Origin of the sequence: Sorangium sp. KYC3313 (assembly GCF_052075895.1) — a bacterium.
Taxonomy (GTDB): Bacteria; Myxococcota_A; Polyangia; order Polyangiales; family Polyangiaceae; genus Sorangium; species Sorangium cellulosum_B.
The window spans coordinates 4,937,039-4,960,999 of the sequence record NZ_CP197255.1; the positions used below are offsets into that span (position 1 = coordinate 4,937,039).

Below are 23,961 nucleotides of genomic sequence, written 5' to 3' on the forward strand. Positions count from 1 at the left end.
TCCAGCAGGAAACCGGCGCTTTCACCGCGCCCGGGCCCGGATCGCGGCGGCCTTCACGCCGCGCGCGACCCGACGCCGCCGCGGCGCTGCGGCGTTTACCGCGCGCAGGCCGCCGGCGTCGGGTGCTCGGCGCAGTACGCGCTGTCGTCCGGCGGGCCGATGCGCAGCACGAGGCTCTGCGACGCGAGGCGCGGCCGCGCGCCGCAGACGTCGGCCGTCTCGGCCTCCGACGGCGCGCACACGCCGGCCTCGTTGGGCACGGTCCAGGCCTGACCGGTGCCGTAGATGAGGCTGAGCGCGTAGCTCCCCTCGGGCAGGCAGCCGAACGCCACCTCGATCGTGCGCCCGAACTGCCGGCTCAGCGCCTCCTCGACCCGGGCCACGTTCCGCTCCGCGATGATGTCGTTGCCTTCCTTGTCGGTCCTGTGGCTGAGCACGAGCACGCCCCCCCGCTCCGGCTCGGTCGGGTGCATGCACAGCGCGGCGGGCCGGACGCCGATGAGCGCGCTCTCTCGCGGCTCGTTCAGCGGCTCCGGGCCGAGCGTGGCCGTGGTCGCGAGATCGTCGTAGATCGTGAGCCCCTGGAGGAGCACCGCGGGCGCGGCCTGGCTGGTCAGCGGCTCCCTGTCGTCCTGCTTCGCGAACACCGAGATCGGGAAGAGCGCCGGGATCAGGGCCGAGTCGGGGACATGATCGTCGCCGTCGATCGCCCCGTCGCCGTTCACGTCCTGCCGCGCGTAGGTGAGGGTCGGCGCGGGCTCGCCGCCCACCGGCAGCGAGAGCGGGGGCTTCGCCGCGCGCGCGACCTCGCTGTCCGGCACCCCCGCGGCGAGCCGCAGGCGCAGCAGCGACGCCTCGGTGCCGGCGGGATCGGCCGGGCTGAACGTCTCCAGCTGGAAATCGGAGGCCATGACCACCTCGCTCGGGCTCTGCGTGACGCCGGACGCCGGCGCGAGCACCTCGGCGACGTGGAAGAGCGGCCGCTCCAGCGGGAGCGGGAGGCCGAGGGTGACGGCGATGCCGCTGACGCGCGTGCCCGTCTCGGGGATGGGGGCGGCGATCGTGATCGCGCGGTACCGCGGCGCGGCGCCCGCGAGCACCTCGGTCGCGTTCTCGATCGCGCCGCCGACCACGTCGCCCCGGGTCGGCAGGTTGGCGATGCTGAAGGTGGGGTCGAAATTGCCGTCGTGGTCGTAAAATCCGCGGACCTGGTAGGTGCCTGCGGCCAGGGGCGAGAGCCTCCAGGGGACGCTCACGGTGACGTGCGGCGCGTCCGGCTCGGGGCAGTGGAGCGCGCCGTCCTCGGAGCGATCGAGCGCGGCGCCCAGGCCTCCGAAGAGCTCGTCGCCGGGGATCACGTCGATGCTCGCGGCCGAGGTGCCGAGCCCCTCGGGCGGCGGCAGCAGGTGCGTGTCGAAGCCGAGCACGATCGCGGCGCCGACGACGTGGCCGTCCTTCGTGCAGGGCCTGGGTCCGGCGTACGTCACCGTGCCGTCGAGCACCCCGGCGGGGCCGCTCTGGTCCGGCAGCGGGACGAAGACCTCCACGTCGTCGCAGCCCGTGAGGGCCGCGAGGAGCGCGCCGAGCAGGAGGGGACCGGTGCGGGGGCTGGGTCGGAGCATGGCCTTGCCTAGAGCGAGTAGCTGAAGAATCCCATGAAGCGCCGGCCGATGCGGTTGCCGAACGGGTGCATCTGCAGCGCGTTGTCGCCGAGCCCGTCGAGCGCGTTGAACACGGTCGCGGAGATCTCGGCGCGGTCCAGGAAGCGGTAGCCGACGCGCGCGTTGAGCAGCGTGTACGCGGGCAGCTCGTACTGCTTCGTGGCGATGACCGTCCCCGTCGGGACCTGCTCGGCCCACACCTGCGAGGACTGGTAGTGAAGCGTGACCTCGCCGTCGACGCCGATCGGCGTGCGGACCTGGACCCCTGCGTTCACCTTGTGCCGGCTGGTTCGGGCGTCCTCGAGCGCGTCGCGCCCGTCCGGGCGCTGGTGCATCGAGCGGTTGAGCGCGTAGTTGGCGAAGATGTCGAGCCCCTCGGTGGGGTAGACGCGGCCGCCGAGCTCGCCGCCGAAGACGTGGTAGACGTCGCTCTGGTTCTCGAAGCCGCCGAAGCCGGAGGTGTATCTCCCCGTCTCCGGGTTCAGCCCCCCGGACCCGCGGGCGCGCTGCGAGAGGGTCGTGCGCTGCGGCTCGGCGAGCACGATGAGATCGCTCACGCGGTTGTAGTACGCGGTGATCTCGAACTCGAAGTAATCGCTCTGCTGGTTCAGGTAGCTCGCCTCGGCGGTGATGATCTGCTCGGGGTCGATGGGGCGCTCGGAGCTGTCCGGCGTCCTCGAGGTCGAGAGGAGCTCGAGGCCGGGCAGCGCGAGCTGGATGGGCAGGTCGACGTAGGCCTCGAGCGACGTGGGCGAGCGGAACGCCGTCGAGCCGGAGAGGCGGATCGCCTGGCGCTCGGTCGGCTTGACGATGACGGAGCCGCGCGGCGACGGGATGAGCCGCTCCAGGTAGGGCACGTAGTCGAGCCTCCCGGACGCGACCAGCGTGACGCGCTCGCCGAGCTTCATCGAGTCCTGGAGGAACACCGAGCCCTGGTGCTCGAGCGGCATGTCGTCCGCGAGGTAGCTCCACGAGGTCGCCTTGAGCCGGTAGCCGAGGCCGATGTGGAAGTCGTGCACGACGGGGCTGGGCGCGCGGAGCGTCTTCACGAACTCGAGCTCGGCGTTCACGACGTGCTGCTGCGGCCGCCCCTCGAACAGGGTGTGCCCGAGGTAGGCGGCGTTGAGCAGCGAGTGCCCGTCGAGGTTCGAGTAGTACGTCCGCGCGTTGACGTTCTCGCTGCGGTACGCGACCGCGACGTCGGCGTTGGCGACCTCCAGGTTGTAGTCGTTGAAGGGGCCGATGCCGTAGATGTCGAGCTCGCTCCGGGAGTAGCCGGCGCCCACCGTGAGCTCGCGCTGCGGCCCGAGCCGCTGCGAGGTCCGGAGGTCGATGCGGACGTTCTGCGCGCCGAGATCCTGGCTCTGTCCGCTCGTCTCGAGGTCGATGCGGTCGTCCGCGACCTCGCGCGACCACCGGGGGTAGCGGGTGTAGCCCGCGGAGAGGCGGTACGCGAAATCGCCCTCGCGCGCGGAGGCCCACACCGAGGCGTAGCCCTGCCGGTGATCGCCGTAGCCCGCGCGGAAGCCGCTCTTCCCGACGCCGGGCTCGATCGTGATGATGTTGACGATGCCGGCGAAGGCGTCGGCGCCGTAGAGCGCGGAGCCCGGGCCGCGCACCACCTCGATGCGCTCGATCTGATCCACGTCGATCGAGAGCGCCTCCCAGAAGGTCGAGCCGAGCACGTCGTTCTTGACCGTGCGCCCGTTCACGAGGACGAGGAGCTTGTTGGCGAGGCGGCTGTTGAAGCCGCGCATCGACACGTTCTCGTCGCCGCCCGTGATTTGCATGACGTCCATGCCGGCGACGCGCCGGAGCAGCTCGGGGATGCGCGTGATCCCGGAGAGCCGGATGTCCTGCCGGGTCACGATGGTCGTCGAGTTCGGGGAGTCGAGCGGGCTCTGGGCGCCGCGCGAGGCGGTGACGACCGTCTCCTGGTAGACGTCCTCGGTCCGGGCCGCGCCGACGATCCTCGCGGCGTCGCCGGGGGCCGCCTTCGGGCCCGGCCCTGGCGCCTTCGTCGCGGCCGCCGCGGGCGCGCCCTGCGCGGCGGGCTCCCCGGCGGGGGGCGGCGGGGCGGGCGCCTCGCCCGGGGCGGGCTGCTGCGGCGCCGGCTGCTGCGGCGCGGGCGCCGGCGGCTGCTTCGGCTCGGGGATCGCCGCGGCGCGCTGCGCGGCGAGGCGCTGCTCCAGCTGCTCCACGATCCGCGTCACCTGCTCACGGTCCGCGGGATCGCTCGCGATGTACGCGCGGTAGGCGGCGAGCGCCTGCTCGATGTGGCCGGCCTCGGCGTGCGCGCGCGCGATGTTGAAGGTGACGTTCGGGTGCGGGAGGATCTCGTTGGCCTTCTGGAGCTGCCGGATGCCCTCGTCGAACTGCTTCTGGGCGATGAGATCCATGCCTGCCCGGAAGTGCAGGCGCGCCTCGGTGCGGGCGTCGGCGAGCGCGCCGCGCGCGGCGGTCATCGCGCCGAAGGCGACGGCGCAGGCGACGAGCTTCCGCCGGAGCGCCGTCGCGCTGCGCGGCCGCGCTGCGCGGGCGTCGTCGGTCGGGTCGAGCGCCGGGACATCGTCGCGGCGGCGGTGCGAGCAGGAATCGGAAGACGACATGAGTTCGCCCTGTCCTCAGCGGGGCCGGGGAGCGACGGCGATCCCGGCGAGAGCTCGGGAGCGCTGACGGCGCTGCTCCCCACATCACACCGAACACTTCATCGACGGGTCCACGTGAGGAGCGTCCGGTGAGCTCCTCGCGCGAACGCGAAGCCTTTGCGGCCACGGCAAGAGGTCGCAGCCGCGAAAGCGCGGCGACTCTACCAGAAGAGCGGCCGGGGCGCGTCCGCGCCCTCGTCAGTAGGGGTTGCTCTTGTACGGCTCGGGCTTCTGGAGGTTCGCCCTGGGTTTGCTCGGGGTCGCCGGCGCCGGGATCGCGGCCGGGTCGAGCTTCGCGCGCACCTTCTCCTCGGCGCCGGAGACGCGCACCGTGGCGGGCTTGTAGCCCGGCTTCTCGAACACGAGCTCGTGCTCCAGCGCGAGCGCGGCCGCGGCCCCGCGCCAGACGATCTCGCACGGCGTCTCGGCGCAGAGCTCCTTGTTGCCTTCCCAGACGGCCGCGCCGGGCGGCGTGCTCTCGATGTGCAGCCCGCGCGCCGCGGGCGCCGGCGCTGCCGGGGCCGTCGCTGCGGGCGGAGGAGGGCTCACCGCGCCCTGCTCGCGCGCCGCCGCGCTCGTGTGGGCGACCGGCACGCGCGCCAGCAGGGCGGCGGCGACGCCGACCCCGGCCGCGAGGACCGCGGTGAGCGCCCAGGGGATGACCTGTCGACCTGGGCTCGCGCCGGTCTGGGTGGCGGAGAGCCCCTCCGCGGGCGGCGCTGGGCGCGACCCCATCGCGTCGGTGATCGACGGGGGGACGAAGACGGGCGCCGCCGGCGGCTTGAGGGCGCTGTCCGTGGCGAGGGGGCCTGTATAGGTGGCGGGTGAGCTCGCGGGGGGCGACGAGTACGGCGTGGAGAGGCCCGGAAAATCGCTCGTCGTCGAGAGCGGAGCGGCCGACGGGTACGGCGTGGCCGGCGGACGCGAAGGCGCCGACGGGTACGGCGTGGCCGACGGACGCGAAGGCGCCGACGGGTACGGCGTGGCCGACGGATACGAGGGCAGCGACGCCCGGTAGCCCGTCGTGCCGGACAGCATGGGCGGGTTCTCGCCCGTGTCTCGCGTGGAGATGCCGCCTGCGGTGAACTTGAGCGCGGCGACGAGCTCGTTCATCGAGCAGAAGCGGTGCGCCGGGTCCTTCTCCAGGCAGCGATAGACGATCCCCTCCATCGTCTGCGAGATGGAGAGCTGCGGGTTGTGGGCCTGCATCGGCGGGATCTGGTCGTGGACGTGCGACATGAGCGTCCCGACGCCCGCGCCCTTGTCGAAGGGCACCTGGCCCGACAGCATCTCGTACATCATCACGCCGAGCGCGTAGATATCGGTGCGCGCCGAGACCTCGCTGCCGGTGATCTGCTCGGGCGCCATGTACTTGGGCGAGCCCATGAACAGGCCTTGCTGGGTCAGGTCCTCGCCGCTCTGGGTGTCCTTGACGAGCCCGAAATCGAGCACCTTCACGTGGTCGTGCTCGTCCTCGTGATCGACGAGCAGCACGTTGCCCGGCTTGAGGTCGCGGTGCACGACGCCGAGCCCGTGCGCCTCGCGGAGCGACCGGCAGATCTGGCGCGCGATGTGGGCCGCGCGCGCCTCGGAGAACGGCCCTTCCTCGCGGAGCACGCGGTGCAGGGTCTTCCCCTCGATGCACTCCATCGCGATGTAGTAGATATCGTCGTCGCTCTGGCCGTAGTCGAACACGGTGACCGTGTTCGGGTGCGTGAGCTTCGCCGCGATCGACGCTTCGAGGAAGAAGCGCCTGTGGAACTCGGGATCGTGGTCGCCCTCGTACTTGGGGCTCAGCACCTTGAGCGCGCAGATGCGGCCGAGCGGCGCCTGCTCGGCCCTGTACACCTTCCCCATGCCGCCGCGGGCGATGACGCTGACGATCTTGAAGCGGCCGTCGATGACACGCCCCAGCAGCGGGTCTGTCGCGGCAGCCCTCGAGACCTTCGAGCTGCCGGTTACCTCTCGCTGTCGGCTATCAGGCATGTCGCGCCTCTCCTCGGGCAGCGGGAGGAGGTGAAGATTGGACACACAGCAGCCGCCTCGGGAGCAGTGTGACTGAGGCGACTCTGAGGTGTCAATCTGCAGTGCCACGATACAAGCAGGGAATGCGTGGAGTGTGGTGCGCTGCCGTTCGTGCGGTCGTTGAGGCGTGGCGGGCCGCGCGAGGCTGAACGTCGGTGACACGAGCGCGTCGCTGTGCGGTGAAGAACGTCGACGGATCGCGCGCAGGAGCGGGACGTTTGCACGGCCAGCGCATCGCCTCGGTCTGCGCGGAGCGCGCGCGGATCGCTCCGTCGCCGAGCGCTGCGCGGCGCGCGCGCGACCGCCGTCGACGCTCCCGTTCACGCCCTCGGACGGCGTCCGTCGGACGATGTCCTTCGCGTCCTCTGCGCCGCCAGCATCGTCCCGGACGAACATCGGTCCGCTGGGCCGTTTCTAGGCCATCGCGGAGGAGCCAACCTTCTCGTCCGTCCGGTGGATGGGACGCGGCTTCGACGGCTCGCTGGCCCGGCGCACGTCACGCGCGCGGCGGTCGCGCCGGGCTGGTCGAGCCGCGTAAACAAATCAGCCGTCATCGTCAAGAGATCCCGGCGGCCGGGACGTTCGGAAAGGCGATCTCGGCCCAAATCAGCGGGGAGACGGCCGCCGCGGCGCTGGGTTTGGCCTCTCCCTCCGAACGACCGTTGCGCTCGACGTTCAGATGGACGACGCTGTGCGCCGCAGCCGGTGTCGGGCACGCTCCGGTTCGCGCTCCTTTTATCCACCGCGGGCCGTGACCAAGACACCCCCTCCTCCCATCACTGCCGGAACGGTCATCAATGACCGTTACGACATCCGTCAGAGCCTCGGTAAGGGCGGCATGGGCGAGGTCTTCCTGGCCTTCGATCGCTCGACGCAGCAGACCGTGGCTCTCAAGGTGGTCCGCGAAGAGTCGCGCATGCCAGGCGACGACGAGGCGCTTCGCCAGGAGCTCCTCCTCGCGCGCTCCGTGGGCCACCCGAACGTCTGCCGCGTGCACGACCTCGCGCCGAGCCCGTGGGGCCCCATCCTCGTGATGGAGCAGATCCCCGGGCAGACGCTCCACACGCACATCCGCAAGCGCAAGGCCCAGGGCGGCTACTCGGCGGACGAGTTCCGCAAGATCGCGAGCGAGGTCTGCAACGGGCTCGCGGCCATCCACGCGCAGGGCCTCGTGCACGGCGATCTGAAGCCGGGCAACGTGATGGTCTCCGAGGGCCGCGCGGTGATCCTCGACTTCGGCTTCGCCCAGGAGCGCGCGCGCGCCTCGGCGCGCCGCCCTGGCGCCCCGCCCGACGGCGGTACGCCGAACTACATGTCTCCCGAGCGGCTGCGCAACGGCGGCGCGAGCCCCGAGGACGACGTGTACGCCATGGCGTTGACCCTCTGGGAGATGTGGACCTGCCGCGTCCCGGAGCCCGGCTACAAGCCGCGGCTCAAGACGATGAAGCAGCAGATCATGTTCGACGTGCCGGCGGGCCTGTCGATCGACGAGGTGCGGCAGATCTTCCGCGGCCTCAACGAGGACCCGTCGATGCGGCCGCAGGCGCGGCACATGCGCTTCTTCAACCCGTCGCAGCTCACGACGAGCCCGATCCAGCTGCCGCGCGAGCGCCTCGATCCGGGCCCGCCGCCGGGCGGCGCGCTCAAGCTGAACTTCACCCCCGGGGCGCAGTCGCTGCTCGTGACGTACGCGACGAACGCGCCCGAGATCGTGGGCTCCCTGCTGCCGCTGCACGACACGAAGCTCGCGCTCGGCCGCCGCAGCGATCAGAGCCTGTGCGTGCCCGAGGCGACCGTCTCGGGGGCGCACGCGATCCTGAAGTGGCAGACGGGGTCGTGGTTCATCGAGGACCAGGGCAGCACGAACGGCAGCTACGCGGACTTCAACTACGAGCGCAAGTCGCAGGTCTCGCTGCTGCACGGCGGCGAGGTGCAGGTCGGCGAGTGCCGGATGAAGCTCGTGACGTTCGGCCCGGACTCGCCGCAGCACCGGCGCGCGAAGCAGTACCTCGCGAAGCGCGACGGCCTCACCGGCCTGCTCGTGCGCGAGCACCTGATGAAGGCGATCGACGAGGACGGCCTGTTCTCCGACTGGGCCGAGGTGCCGATGCAGGTCGCGCGGTACGAGCTGCGCGGGCCGAACCGCCAGGTCAGCGAGCGCCCGACCATCCTGGAGATGCTCGCCCTGCGGAAGGCGGCGCAGCGGGTGATCGATCTGACCGAGATGCTCCTGCTCAGCCTCACGCCGGCCGTCGCGGGCCGGACGGGGCCGCTCAAGTTCGTGGTCTCGATCGTGGGTCCGAGCATCGACGAGGCCCGTCACGTGGTCGAGCAGGTGGTCGCGCAGGTTCAGGGGATGCTCCCGGAGACGCTCGAGCTCGGCGCGACGCTGGTGAAGGGCGAGCCTGGGCGCCCTGCGCGGACGCTCATCGATTGAGCCTGAGCGCGTCCGATGAACAGCCGGCCTCCGTTCCCGTCCACCTCCAGTCCGCCGTCTCAGCCCTCGCCGTACCGTTACCTGGGCCGGGGCGGCAGCGAGCGTCCCGTGCGGCTCCAGATCATCATCGCGCTCGTCGCGGGCCTCATCGTGGTGGCGGTGCCGCTCTACCTGTGGCGGCGCCCGAAGCCCGAGTCGATCCCCTCCGCGGACGCCGCGACGGCTGACGCCGGCACCTACGCCTGGGACGCGGGCGCGCTCGTCGACGCGGGCGCCGCGCGGTCGGAGGGCGTCACGCTCTCGCCGTTCACCACGATCAAGTGCGAGAACCCCGGCCCGGGCACCACCCCGCCCGAGCGCTGCGATCACGTCACTTTCTTCGAGGACGGCCTGTCGCGCGCGATCCGCGACAACGTCCAGTGCGCCCCTTCCGGCAAGGCGGCCATCACGGTGAGCTTCGTCCTCGAGATGGACTTCCGGCGCAAGCGGACCAACCTCTACGCGGGCAAGTCGACGACGGTGAGCCGCGCGAAGACGAAGGAGCTGCTCCGCTGCGTGAAGCGGGCCATGCCGACGCCCGACTGGGGGACGATCCCGCACCAGTACGTGAAGTACAAGATCAACGTCATGGCGACGTACCCTGTCAACGAGTCCTTCTGAGGCGAGAGGCTCGTGCGTAGCGCGTCGATCGTCCTGGTGCGCTTCGCGCTCCTGGCCTTCGCGGCGCTCCTCGCGATCGAGGCGCGGGCCCAGCAGGGCGGGGCGGCAGCGGCCGCCGGGAAGCAGGGGGGGCCGGCGGCGCCCGCCGCGCCGGCTCGGCGCGAGGGCTATTCGAGCTACGAGAGCGCCACCGTCGAGCGTGTCCTGTCGCGCCTCGGCGCGACGCTCGAGCCTGCCCCCGAGGGCAAGATCGTCGAGGGGATCGACGTGGTCCCGCTCGAGGTGATCGAGGACCGCGATCCTGCGCCGGCCTTCCTGAACTGGTTCCACGCCCTCTCGCGGCCGTACGTCATCCGGCGCGAGGTGCTGCTCGCGGTCGGGCGCCCTTACGAGCAGGCGCTCGCCGACGAGTCGGCGCGCAACCTGCGCGACCTGAGCCAGCTGTCGCTCGTCCTCGTCTTCGCCGTGCGAGGCGGCGCTCCGGATCGGGTGCGGGTCGCCGTCGTCACCAAGGACGTCTGGAGCCTGCGCCTCAACTCGGACTACCGCATCGCCGGCGGGCAGCTCGAGCGCCTGTTCCTGCAGCCCAGCGAGCAGAACCTGCTCGGCGTCCACCACTCGGTCGCGGCGCAGCTCGCGCTCGATCCCGGCGCGCTCTCGCTCGGCGTCACCTACGCGATGCCGCGCATCGGGGGCAGCCACGTGCGGCTGCGGACCCAGGCGAACGCGATCATCGACCGGGAGACCGGCGAGTTCGAGGGCACGAGCGGCGAGTTCATCTACGGCCAGCCGCTCTACGCCACGCAGGCGGAGTGGGCCTGGGGCCTCGAGCTCTCCTGGCGCGACGAGGTGACCCGCCGCTTCGTCGGCACGAAGCTCGCCACCTTCGACGCGGAGGCCACGCCGGGGGACGATCGCGTCCCGTACCGCTACCGGAGCGATCTCCTGGTGGGCAGCTACGCCGTCACGCGCAGCTTCGGCGGCGGCGCGTCGGGGTCCTCGGCCGTGAAGCACGACGTCTCGGTGGGCATCGAGGCGAGCCGCAAGGTCTACCGCCTCGACGCGCCCGGGGGCCTCGCCCCTGCCGCGATCGCCGAGTTCGAGGAGCGCGTGATGCCGGTGAGCGACACGCGCGTCGCGCCGACGTTCAAGTACGCGACGTACTCGACCCGCTTCTTGCGCGTCCTCGACTTCAACACGCTCGCGCTGCAGGAGGACTACCGGCTGGGGCACGAGCTCGCGATCCTGATCTATCCGGTCACGACCGCGCTCAACTCCAGCCGGAGCTTCCTCGGGATCTCCGCCGCGGCCGCGTACACCGTCGCGCTCGGCGACGGCCTCGCGCGCGCCGTGATCGAGACCGTCACCGAGCTCGACGGCTCGCAGATCTTCGACGCCTCCATCGAGGCGCGCGCCCGGGTTCACACGCCGAGCTTCGGCGTCGGGCGGCTCGTGTTCGACGTGCGCCTGTTCGACCGGTACAGGAACTACCTGAACAGGAAGCTGGTCCTCGGCGGCGACACCCGGCTCCGCGGGTACCCGACGGCGGCGTTCATCGGCGAGGACGTGCTCTCAGCGAACCTGGAGCTCCGCACGCGGCCCCTCGAGATCTGGTCGTGCCAGGTCGCGGGCGCGGCCTTCTTCGACGCCGGCGACGCCTTCGACGGCTTCGACGATCTGCGCCTCAAGCAGTCGGCTGGCTTCGGGGTACGGGCCCTCTTCCCGCAGCTCAACCGCGTCGTCATGCGCGCCGACTGGGGGGTGCCGCTGACGCGCGGCTACCAGGAGCCTGACGCGCTCCCCGGCGACATCCTCGTCACCTTCGAGCAGGCGTTTCCGATGCTCCCTGCGGACGAGTAGGGACGCCGCCGGCGCCGGGCGGCGCCGGCGGACCGCTCGCGGCCGCCGCGATCGCGCCCGCGACGCGCGCGCGGTGCGCCGAGAACGCGCCCCGGAGCGCTGGCGTCACCGGCTCCCGGTCGAGCGTCGCGAGCGTCTCGGCCGCCGGCCTGCCCGCGAGCACCGCGTGCCAGGCCCGCTCGAGCGCTCCCCGCAGGCGCGCGGCGTCGTCCTCCGGCGGCCCCTGCCGCTCGCCGTGGCCGGCCTTCTCCGCGCCGGGGCCTTCCGCGCGCTTTACATGGAACGCCCGAGCGACGCTGCCGCGGTGCGTGTAGCGATCGCCCTCGAACCCGGCGACGTCGAGGAGATCCGGCGCGATGGGATCCCCCTCGTCCAGCGGGATCCGGCCGGCGAGCTCCAGGATGCCATCCTGGTCGACGTCGAGCGTGAACCGCGGCGGCGCCGCGAGCTCGACGGCGTACCGGGCCGCGCCGAGCGGCTGCACGGCCCAGATCTCCAGCTCGCCTTCCTCGTTTCTGAGCACGACGTCCGGAGCGCCGTCTCGGTTGAGATCGGTCCCGGAGCGGAACACCCCGAGCTGCTCCGTCGCCTCCGGCTCGTGGCCGGGGAGGAGCGACGGTATCAGCTGGGTCGCCTGTCTGCGGTCCGCGCGCCCGCTGTCGAGGGGCCCCGCGGCGATGACCACACCGTGCGGCGTCGCCACGCGGACCGCCGAGGTGCGGCGCCCGAGCGCGTCGGTCCCGCTGTAGCCGCGCACCACCACCTCGCCGCCGCGCCGTAGCGCGCCGCGGAGCTCGACCTCGAGCTTCAGCCCGAGCTCGGCGGCCTCCACGTCGATGGCGTGCAGCCGAGCGTCGAGGTCCGGGGGCGCGACGAACGCGCCGAGCGTCGGTCTGCCCGCTGCACCCCAGGGAGAAACCTGATGATCGCTGGCGCATGAGCTGGCGCAACTGACGCAGACGACGCAGACGACGCAGGCGAGGCGCAGAACGCCCATCGTCAGAGAGAGCTTTTCTGTTACGGTTCCCGTCCGCATGCGCCTGCTAGTAGCCGACAAAATGGACCTCTCGGCTCTGGAAGAGCTCAAGGTGCTCGGGATCGAGATCGAGTCCCGGCCGGAGCTCACCAGGGACACGCTGCCAGCGGCCCTCGACGGGATCGGCATTCTCGTCGTTCGTTCCACGGAGGTCACGGCGAAGGCGATCACGTCCGGGCGGCAGCTCAACCTGATCGTGAGGGCGGGGGTCGGCGTGGGCACGATCGACGTCGCGGCCGCGAGCGCGCGCGGCATCTACGTGGCGAACTGTCCCGGCAAGAACGCGACCGCGGTGGCAGAGCTGACGATGGCGTTCATCCTCGCGCTGGACCGCCGCCTGGTCGATGCGACGTCGGAGCTCCGGGCTGGCCGCTGGGAGAAGGCGAAGTACTCGGTGGCCCGGGGCCTGTTCGGTCGGCGGATCGGGATCGCGGGGCTCGGCGCGATCGGCCGTGAGGTGCTCCTGCGCGCCCGCGCGTTCGGGCTCGAGCCGCACGCCTGGTCGCGCTCGTTGACGCCGGGCCGCGCCGCCAAGCTGGACGTCAGCTATGCGCGGACCTTGGAGGATCTGGCTGCCCGCTCTGACATCTTCACCATCCACCTGACGGCCACCCCGCAGACGCGCGGTATCGTCAGCCGGAGCGTCCTCGAGGCGCTCCCCGACGGCGCCATCGTCGTGAACGCCGCGCGCTCCGAGGTGATGGACTACGCCGCGCTCGAGGAGCTCATCCCGCGCAAGGGGCTGCGGGTCGGCCTTGACGTGTTCGCCACCGAGCCTGACAAGAGCTCGGCGCCGTTCGAGTCGCACCTCCTCGGGCGAGGGCTCGTCTACGGCACCCCGCACGTCGGCGCGCAGACGGAGCAGGCCCAGCGCGCGGTCGCCCTCGAGACGGCCCGGATCATCCGTGCCTTCATGACGGAGGAGGAGCTGCCCAACGTGGTCAACATCTGCGCCACGTCGCCCGCCCGCTATGCGGTCGTCGTCCGGATGATGGACAAGGTCGGCGTCCTCGCGAACACCCTCAGCGTCATGAAGCGCCACGGGATCAACATCGAGGAGATTTCAAACACCGTCTTCGAGGGCGCCACTGCGACCTGCACGAAGATGCGCGTCTCCGGCCGGCCGAGCGAGGCCTGTCTGAAGGAAATCGCGGCGTTCGAGGAGGTCCTGCACGTCGATATCGTCGCGCTGCCGAATCTGGCATAACGCTGACGGACCCGGCGGGCGCGTCGCGTGACCGCCGCGACCGGCGCAACCGGCGTGACCGCCGCGCGGCGGCGAGCGTTCCAGCGCTGACGCGCAGCTGGCCGTCGCGCCGTCGCGAGGAGGAACCGGCGGGAGATCTCCGGCCGTGCAGGGGCGGTTTGCCCGTATCCCCCCTTGCATGAAGGCCCGCATTCGACTAGGTTGTCCGCCGACAACTAGGCGGATCCGCGAGCCGGGTTCCCAGTTCGGGGAATCGGCTCTTTTTTTTTGGCGCACAGGCACCGGGCGCCCTCGCTCGGGGCCGATCGCGCTGGGAGGACCTGGATCCGCCGAAAGTGACGTCTCTCACATGCAGCAACCCATGGAGCCTTCGACCAGAGCCGTGTTCGATCTCGGGCGCGTTCGCGACGCCGTCGCGCCGGCGCTGGCCTCGCATGGGGTCACGCTCGTCGATCTGGAGTGGATCACGGAGCGGGCGGGCTGGACGCTGCGGCTCACGATCGAGCGCGAGAACGCGGACGGCGCGGACGGCGGGGTCACGCTCGAGGACTGCGCGGACGTGTCGCGCGACGTCTCATCGGTCCTCGACGTCGAGGATCTCATACCCAACCATTACAACCTCGAGGTCAGCTCGCCTGGCCTCGACCGGCGGCTGCGTACAGCGGCCGAGTTCGCTCGCTTCCTCGGCAGGACAGCGAAGGTGAAGCTGGCGCGCCCCGCGCCGGACGGTCAGCGGTTGCTCCGGGGCGATCTCCTCGAGGCTCCGGAGGGGCAGGTCGCGGTGCTGGTCGACGGCAAGCGGATCGCGGTCCCGCTCGCGGATGTCGTGGAGGCGCGCCTCGTCTTCGAGCTCACCGCGCAGCCCAAGAAGGGGCAGCGGCAGGGCAAGGAGCCGGCTAAGGAGTCGGCGCAGAAGAAGCAGCTCACGGAGGCGGCTCCGCGGTCGGGCTCGAAGCGGAGCGAGCGCGGCTCCGAGAAGCGCAAGTAGAGAGAAGAAAGATCAGGAGACAGGGACGTCATGGCAACGATGGCAGCGATGCCGACCTCGGAGACGAGCCTCGGCAGCATCCTCGATCAGGTCGCGAAGGAGAAGGGGATCGACAAGAAGATCCTCGTCGAGACGATCGAGGCCGCGATCTTGAAGGCCGCGCAGAGCGTCTTCGGCCCCACCCGCGAGCTCGAGGCGCGCTTCAACGAGGACACCGGGCAGATCGACCTCTTCCAGTACATGACCGTGGTCGAGGCCGTGACGGAGCCGGAGCGCGAGATCTCCATCACTGACGTGGACAAACTGAAGCTGGATGCGACTCTGGGCGAGGAGCTCGGCTTCCAGGTCTTCTGGCGGCCCGAGGACGCGGAGAAGGCGCGCGATCAGGACAAGGAATACGGCGACATCCTGAAGCTCAAGCACGGCCGCACGACCTTCGGGCGCATCGCCGCGCAGACGGCGAAGCAGGTCCTGCTGCAGCGCGTGCGCGACGCCGAGCGCGATCTCATCTTCAACGAGTACAAGGATCGCAAGGGCGAGCTCATCCGCGGCATCGTCCGGCGGTTCGAGAAGGGCAACAACATCATCGTCGACATCGGCCGCACCGAGGGCGTGCTCACGTTCCGCGAGCAGACGCCGCGCGAGACGTACCGGCCCGGGGACCGCATCGTGGCGTACGTGAAGGACATCGATCGCGAGGCCCGCGGCCCGCAGGTCATCCTCTCTCGCTCCGATCCCCGGCTCGTCGAGAAGCTCTTCGAGGCCGAGGTCCCCGAGATCTACGAGGGCATCGTGCGGATCGTGTCGGTCGCCCGGGAGCCGGGCGCTCGCTCGAAGATCGCGGTGACCAGCCGCGACGCGGACGTCGACCCGGTGGGCGCGTGCGTGGGCATGAAGGGCTCGCGCGTGCAGGCGGTGGTCCAGGAGCTCCGCGGCGAGAAGATCGACATCGTGCCGTTCGATCGGGATCCGGCGCGCTACGTCATCGCCGCGATCCAGCCGGCCGAGGTGCACAAGGTGATCGTCGACGAGGCCGACGGGCGCATGGAGCTCGTGGTCCCGGACGAGAAGCTGTCGCTCGCGATCGGGCGCAAGGGCCAGAACGTGCGGCTCGCCGCGCAGCTGACCAACTGGAAGCTCGACATCATCAGCGAGACCAAGTTCAAGCAGATGGAGGAAGAGGCGATCTCCGCCCTCCAGCAGATGGACGTCGTGACGGAGCAGATCGCCAAGTCCATGTACCGGCTCGGCTTCCGCGCGCTCGAGGAGGTCAGCGAGGCCTCGATCGAGGAGCTCGCGGCCATCCCGGGCCTCGGCGGCGTCGAGGCCGCCGATCGCATCAAGTCGCAGGCGGACACGACGATGGAGCGGCTGCGGCAGGAGCGCATCCGCTCGGCGAGCTCGCGCACCGAGCCGCTCACCGACCGCGAACGGCTGATGTTCATCCGTGGCGTCGGCGATCGGACGGTGGTGTTGCTCGAAGAGGCCGGGTACCGCAGCGTCGAGGACGTGCTGCGGGAGGACGAGGATCGGCTGGCGATCCGCACCGGCCTCGGCATCAAGAAGGCGCGCGCCATCAAGCAGGGGGCGCGGGATTTCGTTGAAAGCGAGCAGAAGGTGCTCGATGCGGCGCGGGCGGACGTTCGTCGCGCCGCAGAGGCGAGGCACGCGTAGGCTGCGGGGGAGGCAGAGGACCAAGGATGGGATCAGCGGTGAGCAGACAGAACGACGCGGGTGAGCGCGAGCCCTTCGAGAAGGGGCGAGTGCGCACGTGCGTCGGCTGCGGGGAGCGCGTCGGCATCGACGACGTCCGCGGCGCCCGTCCGCTCGTCCGGCTCATCCTTGGCCCCGGCGGTGTGGTCGCGGTCGATCCCGGCGACGGCGGGTTCGGGCGTGGCGCACGCGTCCACCCGCAGAAGGACTGCCTCTCGGCGGCGGTCGCCCGGGGGCTGGCCCGCGCCGCGAAGGCACGTGTCCACGCGATCGTGGGGGCCGCTGGAGGAGGCGCCGAGGGCGCCGGCGATCAGGTCACGCAGCGCGTCGAACCGCTCACGACCGCCTCGCTGGCGCGGGCGATCCGAGAGGCTACCGAGCGCCGGCTCCAGGGGCTCCTCCGCGCCGCCGTCCGCTCCCAGAGCGTGGCGATCGGCGCCGATGCGGTCGTGGGGTCGTGCGTGCGGGGCGATGCCGCGCTCGTCCTGGTCGCGTGCGACGCGGCGGCAGGCGCGGATCTGCCGGAGGTCAGGCGCGCCGTCGCCGAAGGGCGCGCCGTCGCGTGGGGCAGCGAGCAGGGGCTCGGCGCCCTGGCGGGCGGCCCGCGCGAGCGCGGCGTTGCCGTGATGGCGATCTCCTCGGCGTCGATCGCCGCTGCCGTCGCGAACGCAGCGCACGTGGTGGACACGTGCGCGCGCGTCGAGCGGGGCGAGGACGCCGCGGAGGGCGGGCGCCGCGGCGCCGGTCGCCGGGGGCGGCCTTCGCGCAGCGCGGCCGCCCGGTCGGAAGAGGGCGGGAGCCCCGAGCAACGGAAGGCGCCGCCTGGCCATGCTGGCCTCTCGCGTCGCCGCGGGCCGGGGGCGTCGGGCGTGGAGCGCGAGAACCCCGGGGCCGGGGTTCTCGCGGCGACCGAGGATGTCGGTGAAAGAACCGGCAGCCTGGAGGGCGCGCTTACCAGCCGCGACGAGCGGCGGGGGCCGGAGCGTGGGTCCGGTCGGCTTCTTGCTACTGCGCCGGGCACGGGGGGAGGCGGCGCGGTCGGGGGCAGGGCGGCGGTGTCCGGTTCTACCGGACGCGCCTCGACGGTGGACAGAGTGGCCGCAAATCGTCGCCCGCGCGGATGGGTGAGGCGGATTGGTTAACGTGGAGCGAGGTGCATGAGCAAAGTCCGGGTCTACGAGGTCGCCAAGCAGCTGAACATGGACCAGAAGACGCTGGTCGCGCTCTTCCAGTCCATGGGTATAGGCGACGTGCGCAATCACATGAGCGCCGTCGAATCCGACGTCGTCGAGCGGGTTAAGCGGCACCTCGAGCGGCAGAAGTCGCCTGAGGTGGTGGAGGAGAGGATCCGCCCCACGGTCGTCAAGCGCCGCGCACGGCCCGGGGCCGAGCCCGAGCCGTCCTCGCCAGGCCGCGGGCCTGACCTGTCGGAGGCGCCCGTTCGCGCGGCTACGGAGCCTGCGCCCTCTCGGCCTGCGGCTGAGCCCGCGCCGGCTTCGCCGCCGCTCGAGCGCGCCGCTCAGGAGGAAGCGCCGCCCCGTCGCCCCGTTGCGCCGCCGCCCGCCGCTCCCGTCGCAGCGCCCTCGGCGCCGGCCCCCGAGCCGGTCGTCGCCGGGAGCCCGCGCGAGCCTGCTCCCGCACCCGCGCCCAGTGCGCCTGCCCCGGCGATGCCGCCTGTTGCGGCTGCGCCCCCTGCGCCGCCGCCCCCGGCGGCTCCCGCTCCCGCAGCAACCGCGCCTGCCGCGGCGTCCGCGGCCGCGGAGGAGACGAAGGTGACCTCGCCCGAGCCGAAGCCTGCGCCGCCTGTCGCGGCGCCGCCTGCCACCGCCGCCGCGCCGGCGCCCGCCCCCGCCGCGCCCGAGGCGCCTGCAGCTGCCGCCGCGCCGGCGGCTGCGCCCGCGCCGATCCCTGCCGCTGTCGCGGCGCCCGCAGCAGCAGCGGCGCCTGCCGCAGCCGCTGCGCCCGCAGCCGCTGCGCCCGCAGCGCCTGCGCCCGCAACGCCTGCGCCCGCAGCAGCCGCGACGCCGGCGCCGGCCCGGCCGCAAGCCGCGCCCTCGACGCCTGCTCCGGCGCAGGGGGCGCCCCGGCCGACGTCGCCGCCGCCCGCTCCGCAGCGGTCTGCAGCTCCGGCCGCCGCCCGCCCGGGCGCTCGGCCGACCACGCCGCCGGCACCCGCGGCCAAGCCGGAAGAGCCGGCCGGCACGCCGGGACAGGCGCCGCGTCGCCCGTCCTCGCCACCGAAGACCGGCATCGAGGTCTGGCAGGGGCGCCCCGGCGTCACGATGCCGGCTCCCCGCACCGGCACACCGCCGGCGCGGCGCACGACCTACGATCCGCGCGCCAACGCCCAGCAGGCACGCCCTGGCGGTCCCAGCTTCGGTCCAGGCGGCCGGCCCATGGGCGGTCGGAACACCCGCCCCGGGATGTTCGGGCGGCAGCGCCCGGGAGGCGGTGGTCTCCCGCGCAAGCCGGTCCAGGTCTCCACGCAGGAGATGGCCTCGCACAAGAAGGTCATCAAGATCGAGGAGCAGGTCACCCTCCAGCAGCTCGCCGCGAAGATGAGCCTGAAGGCGACGGACGTGCTCATGCGGCTCCTGTCGATGGGCATGACGGGCGTGAACATCAACAGCACGCTCGACGCCGAAACCGCGAAGATCCTCGCGAGCGAGTTCGGCTGGAGCGTCGAGGACGTGGCCGTCAGCGAGCAGGACACGCTGAGCGCGGCCATGCAGGCCGGGGCCGACACCGACGAGGAGGTGGAGATCCGTCCGCCCATCGTCACCGTCATGGGTCACGTCGACCACGGCAAGACGTCGCTGCTCGACAGGATCAGGAAGGCCACGGTCGCCGAGGGAGAGGCCGGCGGGATCACCCAGCACATCGGCGCTTACCGCGTCGAGACGCCGCGCGGAACGATCGCCTTCCTCGACACGCCGGGCCACGAGGCGTTCACGGCGATGCGCGCCCGCGGCGCCTCGCTCACCGACATCGTGATCCTGGTGGTCGCGGCCGACGACGGCGTGATGCCTCAGACCAAGGAGGCGATCTCGCACGCCCAGGCCGCGAAGGTGCCGATCCTCGTCGCGGTGAACAAGATCGACAAGCCGGGCGCCGACGCCGACAAGATCAAGCGCGACCTCGCGGCCCTCGGGCTTCAGCCCGAGGAGTGGGGCGGCGAGACGATGTTCTGCAGCGTGTCGGCGAAGCTGGGGCAGGGCATCGACCAGCTCCTCGAGTCGGTCCTGCTGCTCGCCGAGGTCCAGGACCTCCGCGCCAACCCGAAGAAGCGCGCCAGCGGCACCGTCATCGAGGCGCTGCTCGATCGCGGCCGCGGCCCGGTCGCGCGCGTCATGGTCCAGGACGGCACGCTCCGCACGGGCGACATCCTCCTGGCCGGCGCCGCGTGGGGCAAGGTCCGGGCGATGACCGACGAGCTCGGGCGCTCCGTCGCCGAGGCCGGCCCCGCGACACCCGTCGAGGTCCTCGGCCTCAACGAGGTGCCGAGCGCGGGTGATCCCGTCCACGCCGTCAAGGACGGGAAGACCGCGGAGGAGATCGCCGAGACCCGGCGCAAGAAGGCGTCGAAGACGCTGATCCCGCAGGACTCGCGCGTCTCGCTCGAGTCCATCACGAAGAACCTGCAGGAGGCCGATCAGCTCGAGCTCAAGCTGATCATCAAGGGCGACGTGCAGGGCTCGGTCGAGGCGATCATCCACGCGCTGGCGAAGCTCTCGACCCAGAAGGTGAAGGTCACGATCGTGAACGGCGCCGTCGGTGGCATCACCGAGGGCGACGTCAACCTGGCGGTCGCGTCGAAGGCGATCATCGTCGGCTTCAACGTCCGGCCGGCCGGCAAGGCGGGCGCTCTTGCGGAGAACGAGGGCGTCGAGATCCGGCTCTACAACATCATCTACAACGCCGTCGACGACATCCGAAGCGCGATGGAGGGGCTCCTCCCCGCGACCAAGGTGGAGAAGGTCCTCGGCCGCGCCGAGGTCCGCCAGGTCTTCAAGATCACGAAGGCGGGCACGGTCGCCGGCTGCATGGCCATCAGCGGCTCGGTCAAGCGCACCGGCGAGGCGCGCCTCATCCGGGACAACGCCGTGATCTGGACGGGTCGCCTGTCGGGGCTGCGCCGGTTCAAGGATGACGTGAAAGAGGTGGTCGAGGGGTTCGAGTGCGGTATCTCGCTCGACGGCTACTCGGACATCAAGGAGCGCGACATCATCGAGAGCTTCGAGATCGAAGAGGTCAAGACGAAGCTCTGAGCCTCAACCGATGTTCGTGGGTGTACTCCGTCTCCGTCTCGATATCGTCGGGGCTCGCTCCCTCAAGGACAAGCGCAGCGTGGTGCGCTCCTTGAAGGAGCGGGCGCAGAGCCGGATGCGCGTGTCGATCGCCGAGGTCGGCGTGCTCGACGATCCGAGGCGGGCGACGCTCGGCGTCGCGGTCGTCTCGAACTCGGCGGTCATGTGCGACAAGGTCCTCGCGGACGTGGCCGCGATGGCGGGGTCGCTGCCGCACGCCGTCCTCACGGATCGGGCGACCGAGATCGTGCCGTTCGGCGATGGGGGCGCTGGGGTGCAGGGCGGCATCGAGCAGGCGCTCGGCCGTGATGATGGAGATCTGGGAGCCTCCTCGGACATGCTCGAGGACGCAGAGGACGACGAATGAGCGGCGTGGTGAAGCGGGCGACGCGGGTCGCCGAGCGGCTCCGTGAGGACCTGTCCAACCTGCTCCGGGATCTGCGTGATCCGCGGATCGCCGGCGTGCTCGTGTCGCGCGTGGAGATCACCGACGATCTGCAGAGCGCGAAGGTCCACGTGCGCCACGAGTTCGGCGCGGAGGACGCCGCGGCGCGCCGCGCCCTGCTCAAGGGGCTGGAGGCGGCGTCGGGCCGGCTGCGCCGGGACGTCGCCCGCACGATGGGGCTGCGCGTGGTGCCGACGCTGCGCTTCTTTTACGACGAGGGGCCGGACGCCGAGCGGCGGATCGAGGAGCTGCTCCGAGAGATCAAGGACGGCTCGGGCGAGCGCTCCTAGCGCGGGGTCGAGCGGCGCGCGGACGGAGCTCGGGCGCGATCACCGCGTGATGAGCCGCTCGATCGCCTGAGCGGGCTCGAGGTCGAAGCGCCACGGTCCCAACCTCGTCGGGGCGTCGAGCGCCACCTTCAGCGCGCCGAGGAACTCGCGCCGCGGCCACTCCACGGCGCCGAATCGCTCCAGGTGGTCCGTGTACACCTGGCAGTCCACCAGCGCGAAGTCCCAGGCGACGAGGTTCCCGAGGAGCGTCGCGAACGCGACCTTCGAGGCGTCGGGCGCGCGTGCGAACATCGACTCGCCGAAGAACATCCGCCCCAGCGACACGCCGTAGAGGCCGCCGACGAGCTCGCCGTTCGACCACGCCTCGATGCTGTGCGCGACCCCGGCGGCGTGCAGCGCCGTGTAGCCGGCGATGAGCTCCTCGGTGATCCACGTGCCGTTCTGCCCGGGCCGCGGCGCGGCGCTGCAGGCCTCCATGACCCGCTCGAACGCCGTGTCGGTCCGCACCTCGATCTCGCCCCGGCGCACCCGCTTGCGCAGCGAGTGCGGGACGTGCGCCTCGCGCGGCGGCAGGACGAAGCGAGGATCGGGGGAGAACCAGAGCAGCGGCAGCCCCTCGTGAGGCCAGGGGAAGATGCCCCGCCGGTAGCCGGCCAGCAGCCGCTCCGGCGAGGCCTCGCCGCCCACGGCCACGATCCCCTCCGGGGTCGCGCGCTCTGGCGGAGGGAAGTCGAGCTTGCTCGTGAGCACCGGGACCCGCATCGCTGTGGGATCGAATCCTCCCAAAAGAGCGCGCGGTTGCAAAGCGTCGCCTGCCGCGCGCTCAGGAGGCGCACACGTAGTCGGAGCCCTCGGCGAAGCCGCGCGCCGCGAGGTGGCCGCGGATGAGCGCGCGCGCCCCCCGCGCCCCCACGGCGACGACGACGGTCTCTGCGCCGCGCTCCAGCCGCGACGGGTCGACGATCGGCGCGCCCTGCGCGATCCGGCCGATCTTGCGCGGGTCGATGTCCACGAACCGCGCGGGCGCCACGCCGTTCCGGGCGAGCGCCCTCGCCAGCCGCCGGCCTGTCTTTCCCGCGCCCCACACGGCCACCGGCCGCGCTGGGCCCAGCTTCCTCGCGAGGTAGTGCGCCTTTGCCTCGAGGAACCTCGCGATCGCGTACCGGGGATCGGCGAAGGTGGCGCGCCCCTCGCGGTGCCGCCAGCGCAGGCCGAGCTCCGGGAGCTTCGCCATCCGCGCGCCCGCGGCGTCGAGGCGCAGCCACAGGTCGTAGTCCTCCGCCCACGGGACCTCCCGGAACCCGCCCACCTTCTCCAGCGCGCTCCGCCGCAGCATCACCGACGGGTGGCACAGCGGGGACTCCACGAACATCTCGCGCGCGTGGTCCTCCGGGGTGACGATCGAGTTCAGCCAGTCGACGTAGCGCAGCATGCCCTCGCCGATCGGCCCGGCAGCGAACGCCTCGACGCGGGCCCCGACGACGTCGAGCCGCGGATCCCGGAGGAGCGCCTCCGCTTGTCGCGCGAGCCGCTCGCCGACCGAGATGTCGTCGCCGTCCATGCGGGCGAGGAGCTCGCCGCGCGCCGCCTCCGCCGCCCGCGAGAGCGCCTGTGCGATCCCCACGCCGCCCGTCGCGACCTGCAGGACGCGGCGATCGCGCTGCGCGATGCGCGCGACCCTGGCAGGGCCGCCGTCCGTCGAGCCGTCGTCCACGGCGACCACCTCCAGGCCGACCGCGCGCTCGGCGAGCACGCTCTCCAGGGCCTCCTCGATCGTCGCTTCCGCCTGCCGGTACGGGAGCAAGACGGAGACGAGCGGCGCCACGCGGAGACCATGGCGGCGCGCCCGCGCAGCGTCCACAAGAACGGGCGCGGACGCCTAGCGCTTCTTGAAGTCGCCGAGGTGCGTGATGTACCAGCGGCCCTGCCACGAGATGATCGTGTGGACGTCCAGGCTCGCCGGCTTCCCGTCGATCTCGTACTTCAACTTGCCGTGAAAGGAGCGGTAATAGCCGATCTTGTTGACCTCGTCCCCCGGAGGCACCCACTTCGGCTTGGAGCCCACCACGAAGCCGACGAACCGCGCCCCCTCCCAGCTCTTGCGCTTCCGATGCATCGACTTCACGTCGTTCACGTAAGCGGCGTGGAGGTTGTCCCAGTACTTGCCGGGGTCCTTCACGTCCTTGAGCGGGATGAACGGCTCCTTGGGGAACCAGAAGGGCTCGGCCAGCGCCGGCTCCTTCTTCACGATGGCGTCGAACAACGCCCCGGCTCGCGCCGTGAGCTCCTCGCTCTCGAGCGCCGGCAGGATCTTGTTGTCCGCGCGGGCGGAGGTCGCGGCGCTGGGGTCGGCGCCTGCGCTGGACGCCGCTCCTGGGCCGGGCGACGCGCCGGCCGCGGGCGCGTCGGCGGCCGCGCGATCGCCCCCGTCCTGCGGCGGCTCCGGCGCGCTTGCGTCCTCGGGGCGAGGCGCTGACGCCACCTCGGCCGCGCTGGCGCCTGCCGTCGCTGCTGCCGCCGTGGGCGCGGCGCCGGCCGAGGAGGGCCGGGCGCTCTCGGCTGGCCGGGCATCGGGCGCCGGGGTGGGCGCCGCGCAACCCGCCACCACCGCCAGCGCGGTCGCGATGACCTGCTTGATCATGCGCGTGCCCTATCGCAGCGCCCCGGCGCCGACAAGCGACGCC

The 23,961-nt window shown here is 72.0% G+C and carries 17 protein-coding genes; 10 read left to right on the plus strand and 7 right to left on the minus strand.

Translation table 11 applies throughout. The annotated features are described in order from the left end of the window. Positions 1-95 precede the first annotated feature (95 nt). The 3 genes from ACSRUE_RS19345 to ACSRUE_RS19355 all read right to left on the minus strand — a co-directional run bounded on the left by ACSRUE_RS19345 (position 96) and on the right by ACSRUE_RS19355 (position 6,295). Positions 96-1,622 carry a hypothetical protein gene (locus ACSRUE_RS19345; protein ID WP_441292268.1) on the minus strand — a complete coding sequence of 509 codons (1,527 nt, stop codon included), beginning with the start codon at positions 1,620-1,622 and terminating at the stop codon, positions 96-98. Between the two features lie 8 nt (positions 1,623-1,630). Continuing rightward, positions 1,631-4,270, minus strand: coding sequence for a TonB-dependent receptor domain-containing protein (locus tag ACSRUE_RS19350; RefSeq protein WP_441292269.1), 2,640 nt, complete (start codon positions 4,268-4,270; stop codon positions 1,631-1,633). Positions 4,271-4,507: 237 nt separating this feature from the next. Beyond that, positions 4,508-6,295 (minus strand): protein kinase domain-containing protein, encoded by a 1,788-nt coding sequence (locus tag ACSRUE_RS19355; protein WP_441292270.1) that lies wholly within the window; start codon positions 6,293-6,295, stop codon positions 4,508-4,510. 790 nt (positions 6,296-7,085) lie between these two features. Between ACSRUE_RS19355 and ACSRUE_RS19360 the strand changes: the two genes are divergently transcribed. The 3 genes from ACSRUE_RS19360 to ACSRUE_RS19370 are packed head-to-tail and all read left to right on the plus strand — an operon-like array spanning position 7,086 to position 11,291. Then, complete coding sequence (locus ACSRUE_RS19360; protein WP_441292271.1) at positions 7,086-8,771, plus strand: protein kinase domain-containing protein; 1,686 nt, start codon at positions 7,086-7,088, stop codon at positions 8,769-8,771. 15 nt (positions 8,772-8,786) lie between these two features. After that, positions 8,787-9,431, plus strand: coding sequence for a hypothetical protein (locus ACSRUE_RS19365; protein ID WP_437765675.1), 645 nt, complete (start codon positions 8,787-8,789; stop codon positions 9,429-9,431). Between the two features lie 12 nt (positions 9,432-9,443). Next, the gene (locus ACSRUE_RS19370; protein WP_441292272.1) at positions 9,444-11,291 is read left to right on the plus strand and encodes a hypothetical protein; all 1,848 of its coding nucleotides are present in this window, start codon (positions 9,444-9,446) and stop codon (positions 11,289-11,291) included. Here ACSRUE_RS19370 and ACSRUE_RS19375 read toward each other — a convergent pair. Beyond that, the gene (locus ACSRUE_RS19375) at positions 11,248-12,288 is read right to left on the minus strand and encodes an FG-GAP repeat domain-containing protein (protein WP_441292273.1); all 1,041 of its coding nucleotides are present in this window, start codon (positions 12,286-12,288) and stop codon (positions 11,248-11,250) included. The genes ACSRUE_RS19370 and ACSRUE_RS19375 overlap by 44 nt on opposite strands. A 61-nt stretch (positions 12,289-12,349) precedes the next feature. Between ACSRUE_RS19375 and ACSRUE_RS19380 the strand changes: the two genes are divergently transcribed. The 7 genes from ACSRUE_RS19380 to rbfA all read left to right on the plus strand — a co-directional run bounded on the left by ACSRUE_RS19380 (position 12,350) and on the right by rbfA (position 21,277). Then, the gene (locus ACSRUE_RS19380; protein ID WP_437765678.1) at positions 12,350-13,534 is read left to right on the plus strand and encodes a phosphoglycerate dehydrogenase; all 1,185 of its coding nucleotides are present in this window, start codon (positions 12,350-12,352) and stop codon (positions 13,532-13,534) included. A 361-nt stretch (positions 13,535-13,895) separates the two neighbouring features. Beyond that, positions 13,896-14,522: a ribosome maturation factor RimP gene (rimP, locus tag ACSRUE_RS19385; protein WP_441292274.1), complete on the plus strand. Its 627-nt coding sequence runs from the start codon at positions 13,896-13,898 to the stop codon at positions 14,520-14,522. Between the two features lie 48 nt (positions 14,523-14,570). Beyond that, entirely contained in the window at positions 14,571-16,196 is a 1,626-nt protein-coding gene (gene nusA / locus ACSRUE_RS19390) for a transcription termination factor NusA (RefSeq protein ID WP_441292275.1), read from the plus strand. A 38-nt stretch (positions 16,197-16,234) separates the two neighbouring features. Then, positions 16,235-17,377 (plus strand): DUF448 domain-containing protein, encoded by a 1,143-nt coding sequence (locus tag ACSRUE_RS19395; RefSeq protein ID WP_441292276.1) that lies wholly within the window; start codon positions 16,235-16,237, stop codon positions 17,375-17,377. A 15-nt stretch (positions 17,378-17,392) separates the two neighbouring features. Beyond that, entirely contained in the window at positions 17,393-20,503 is a 3,111-nt protein-coding gene (gene infB, locus ACSRUE_RS19400) for a translation initiation factor IF-2 (RefSeq protein ID WP_441292277.1), read from the plus strand. Positions 20,504-20,513: 10 nt separating this feature from the next. After that, a complete protein-coding gene (locus tag ACSRUE_RS19405) occupies positions 20,514-20,909 on the plus strand; it encodes a DUF503 domain-containing protein (protein WP_437765683.1) in 396 nt (131 codons plus the stop codon). After that, complete coding sequence (rbfA, locus tag ACSRUE_RS19410; RefSeq protein ID WP_272094721.1) at positions 20,906-21,277, plus strand: 30S ribosome-binding factor RbfA; 372 nt, start codon at positions 20,906-20,908, stop codon at positions 21,275-21,277. Before ACSRUE_RS19405 ends, rbfA begins: the two co-directional genes overlap by 4 nt. A 39-nt stretch (positions 21,278-21,316) precedes the next feature. Here the strand turns inward: rbfA and aat are convergent, their stop codons facing one another. The 3 genes from aat to ACSRUE_RS19425 form a co-directional block, all read right to left on the minus strand. Beyond that, on the minus strand, positions 21,317-22,039 hold the full coding sequence (gene aat / locus ACSRUE_RS19415; protein ID WP_441292278.1) for a leucyl/phenylalanyl-tRNA--protein transferase: 723 nt from the start codon (positions 22,037-22,039) through the stop codon (positions 21,317-21,319). Positions 22,040-22,100: 61 nt separating this feature from the next. Further along, positions 22,101-23,102 (minus strand): glycosyltransferase, encoded by a 1,002-nt coding sequence (locus tag ACSRUE_RS19420; RefSeq protein WP_441292279.1) that lies wholly within the window; start codon positions 23,100-23,102, stop codon positions 22,101-22,103. A 54-nt stretch (positions 23,103-23,156) separates the two neighbouring features. Beyond that, a complete protein-coding gene (locus ACSRUE_RS19425) occupies positions 23,157-23,918 on the minus strand; it encodes a hypothetical protein (protein ID WP_441292280.1) in 762 nt (253 codons plus the stop codon). Positions 23,919-23,961: the final 43 nt, after the last annotated feature.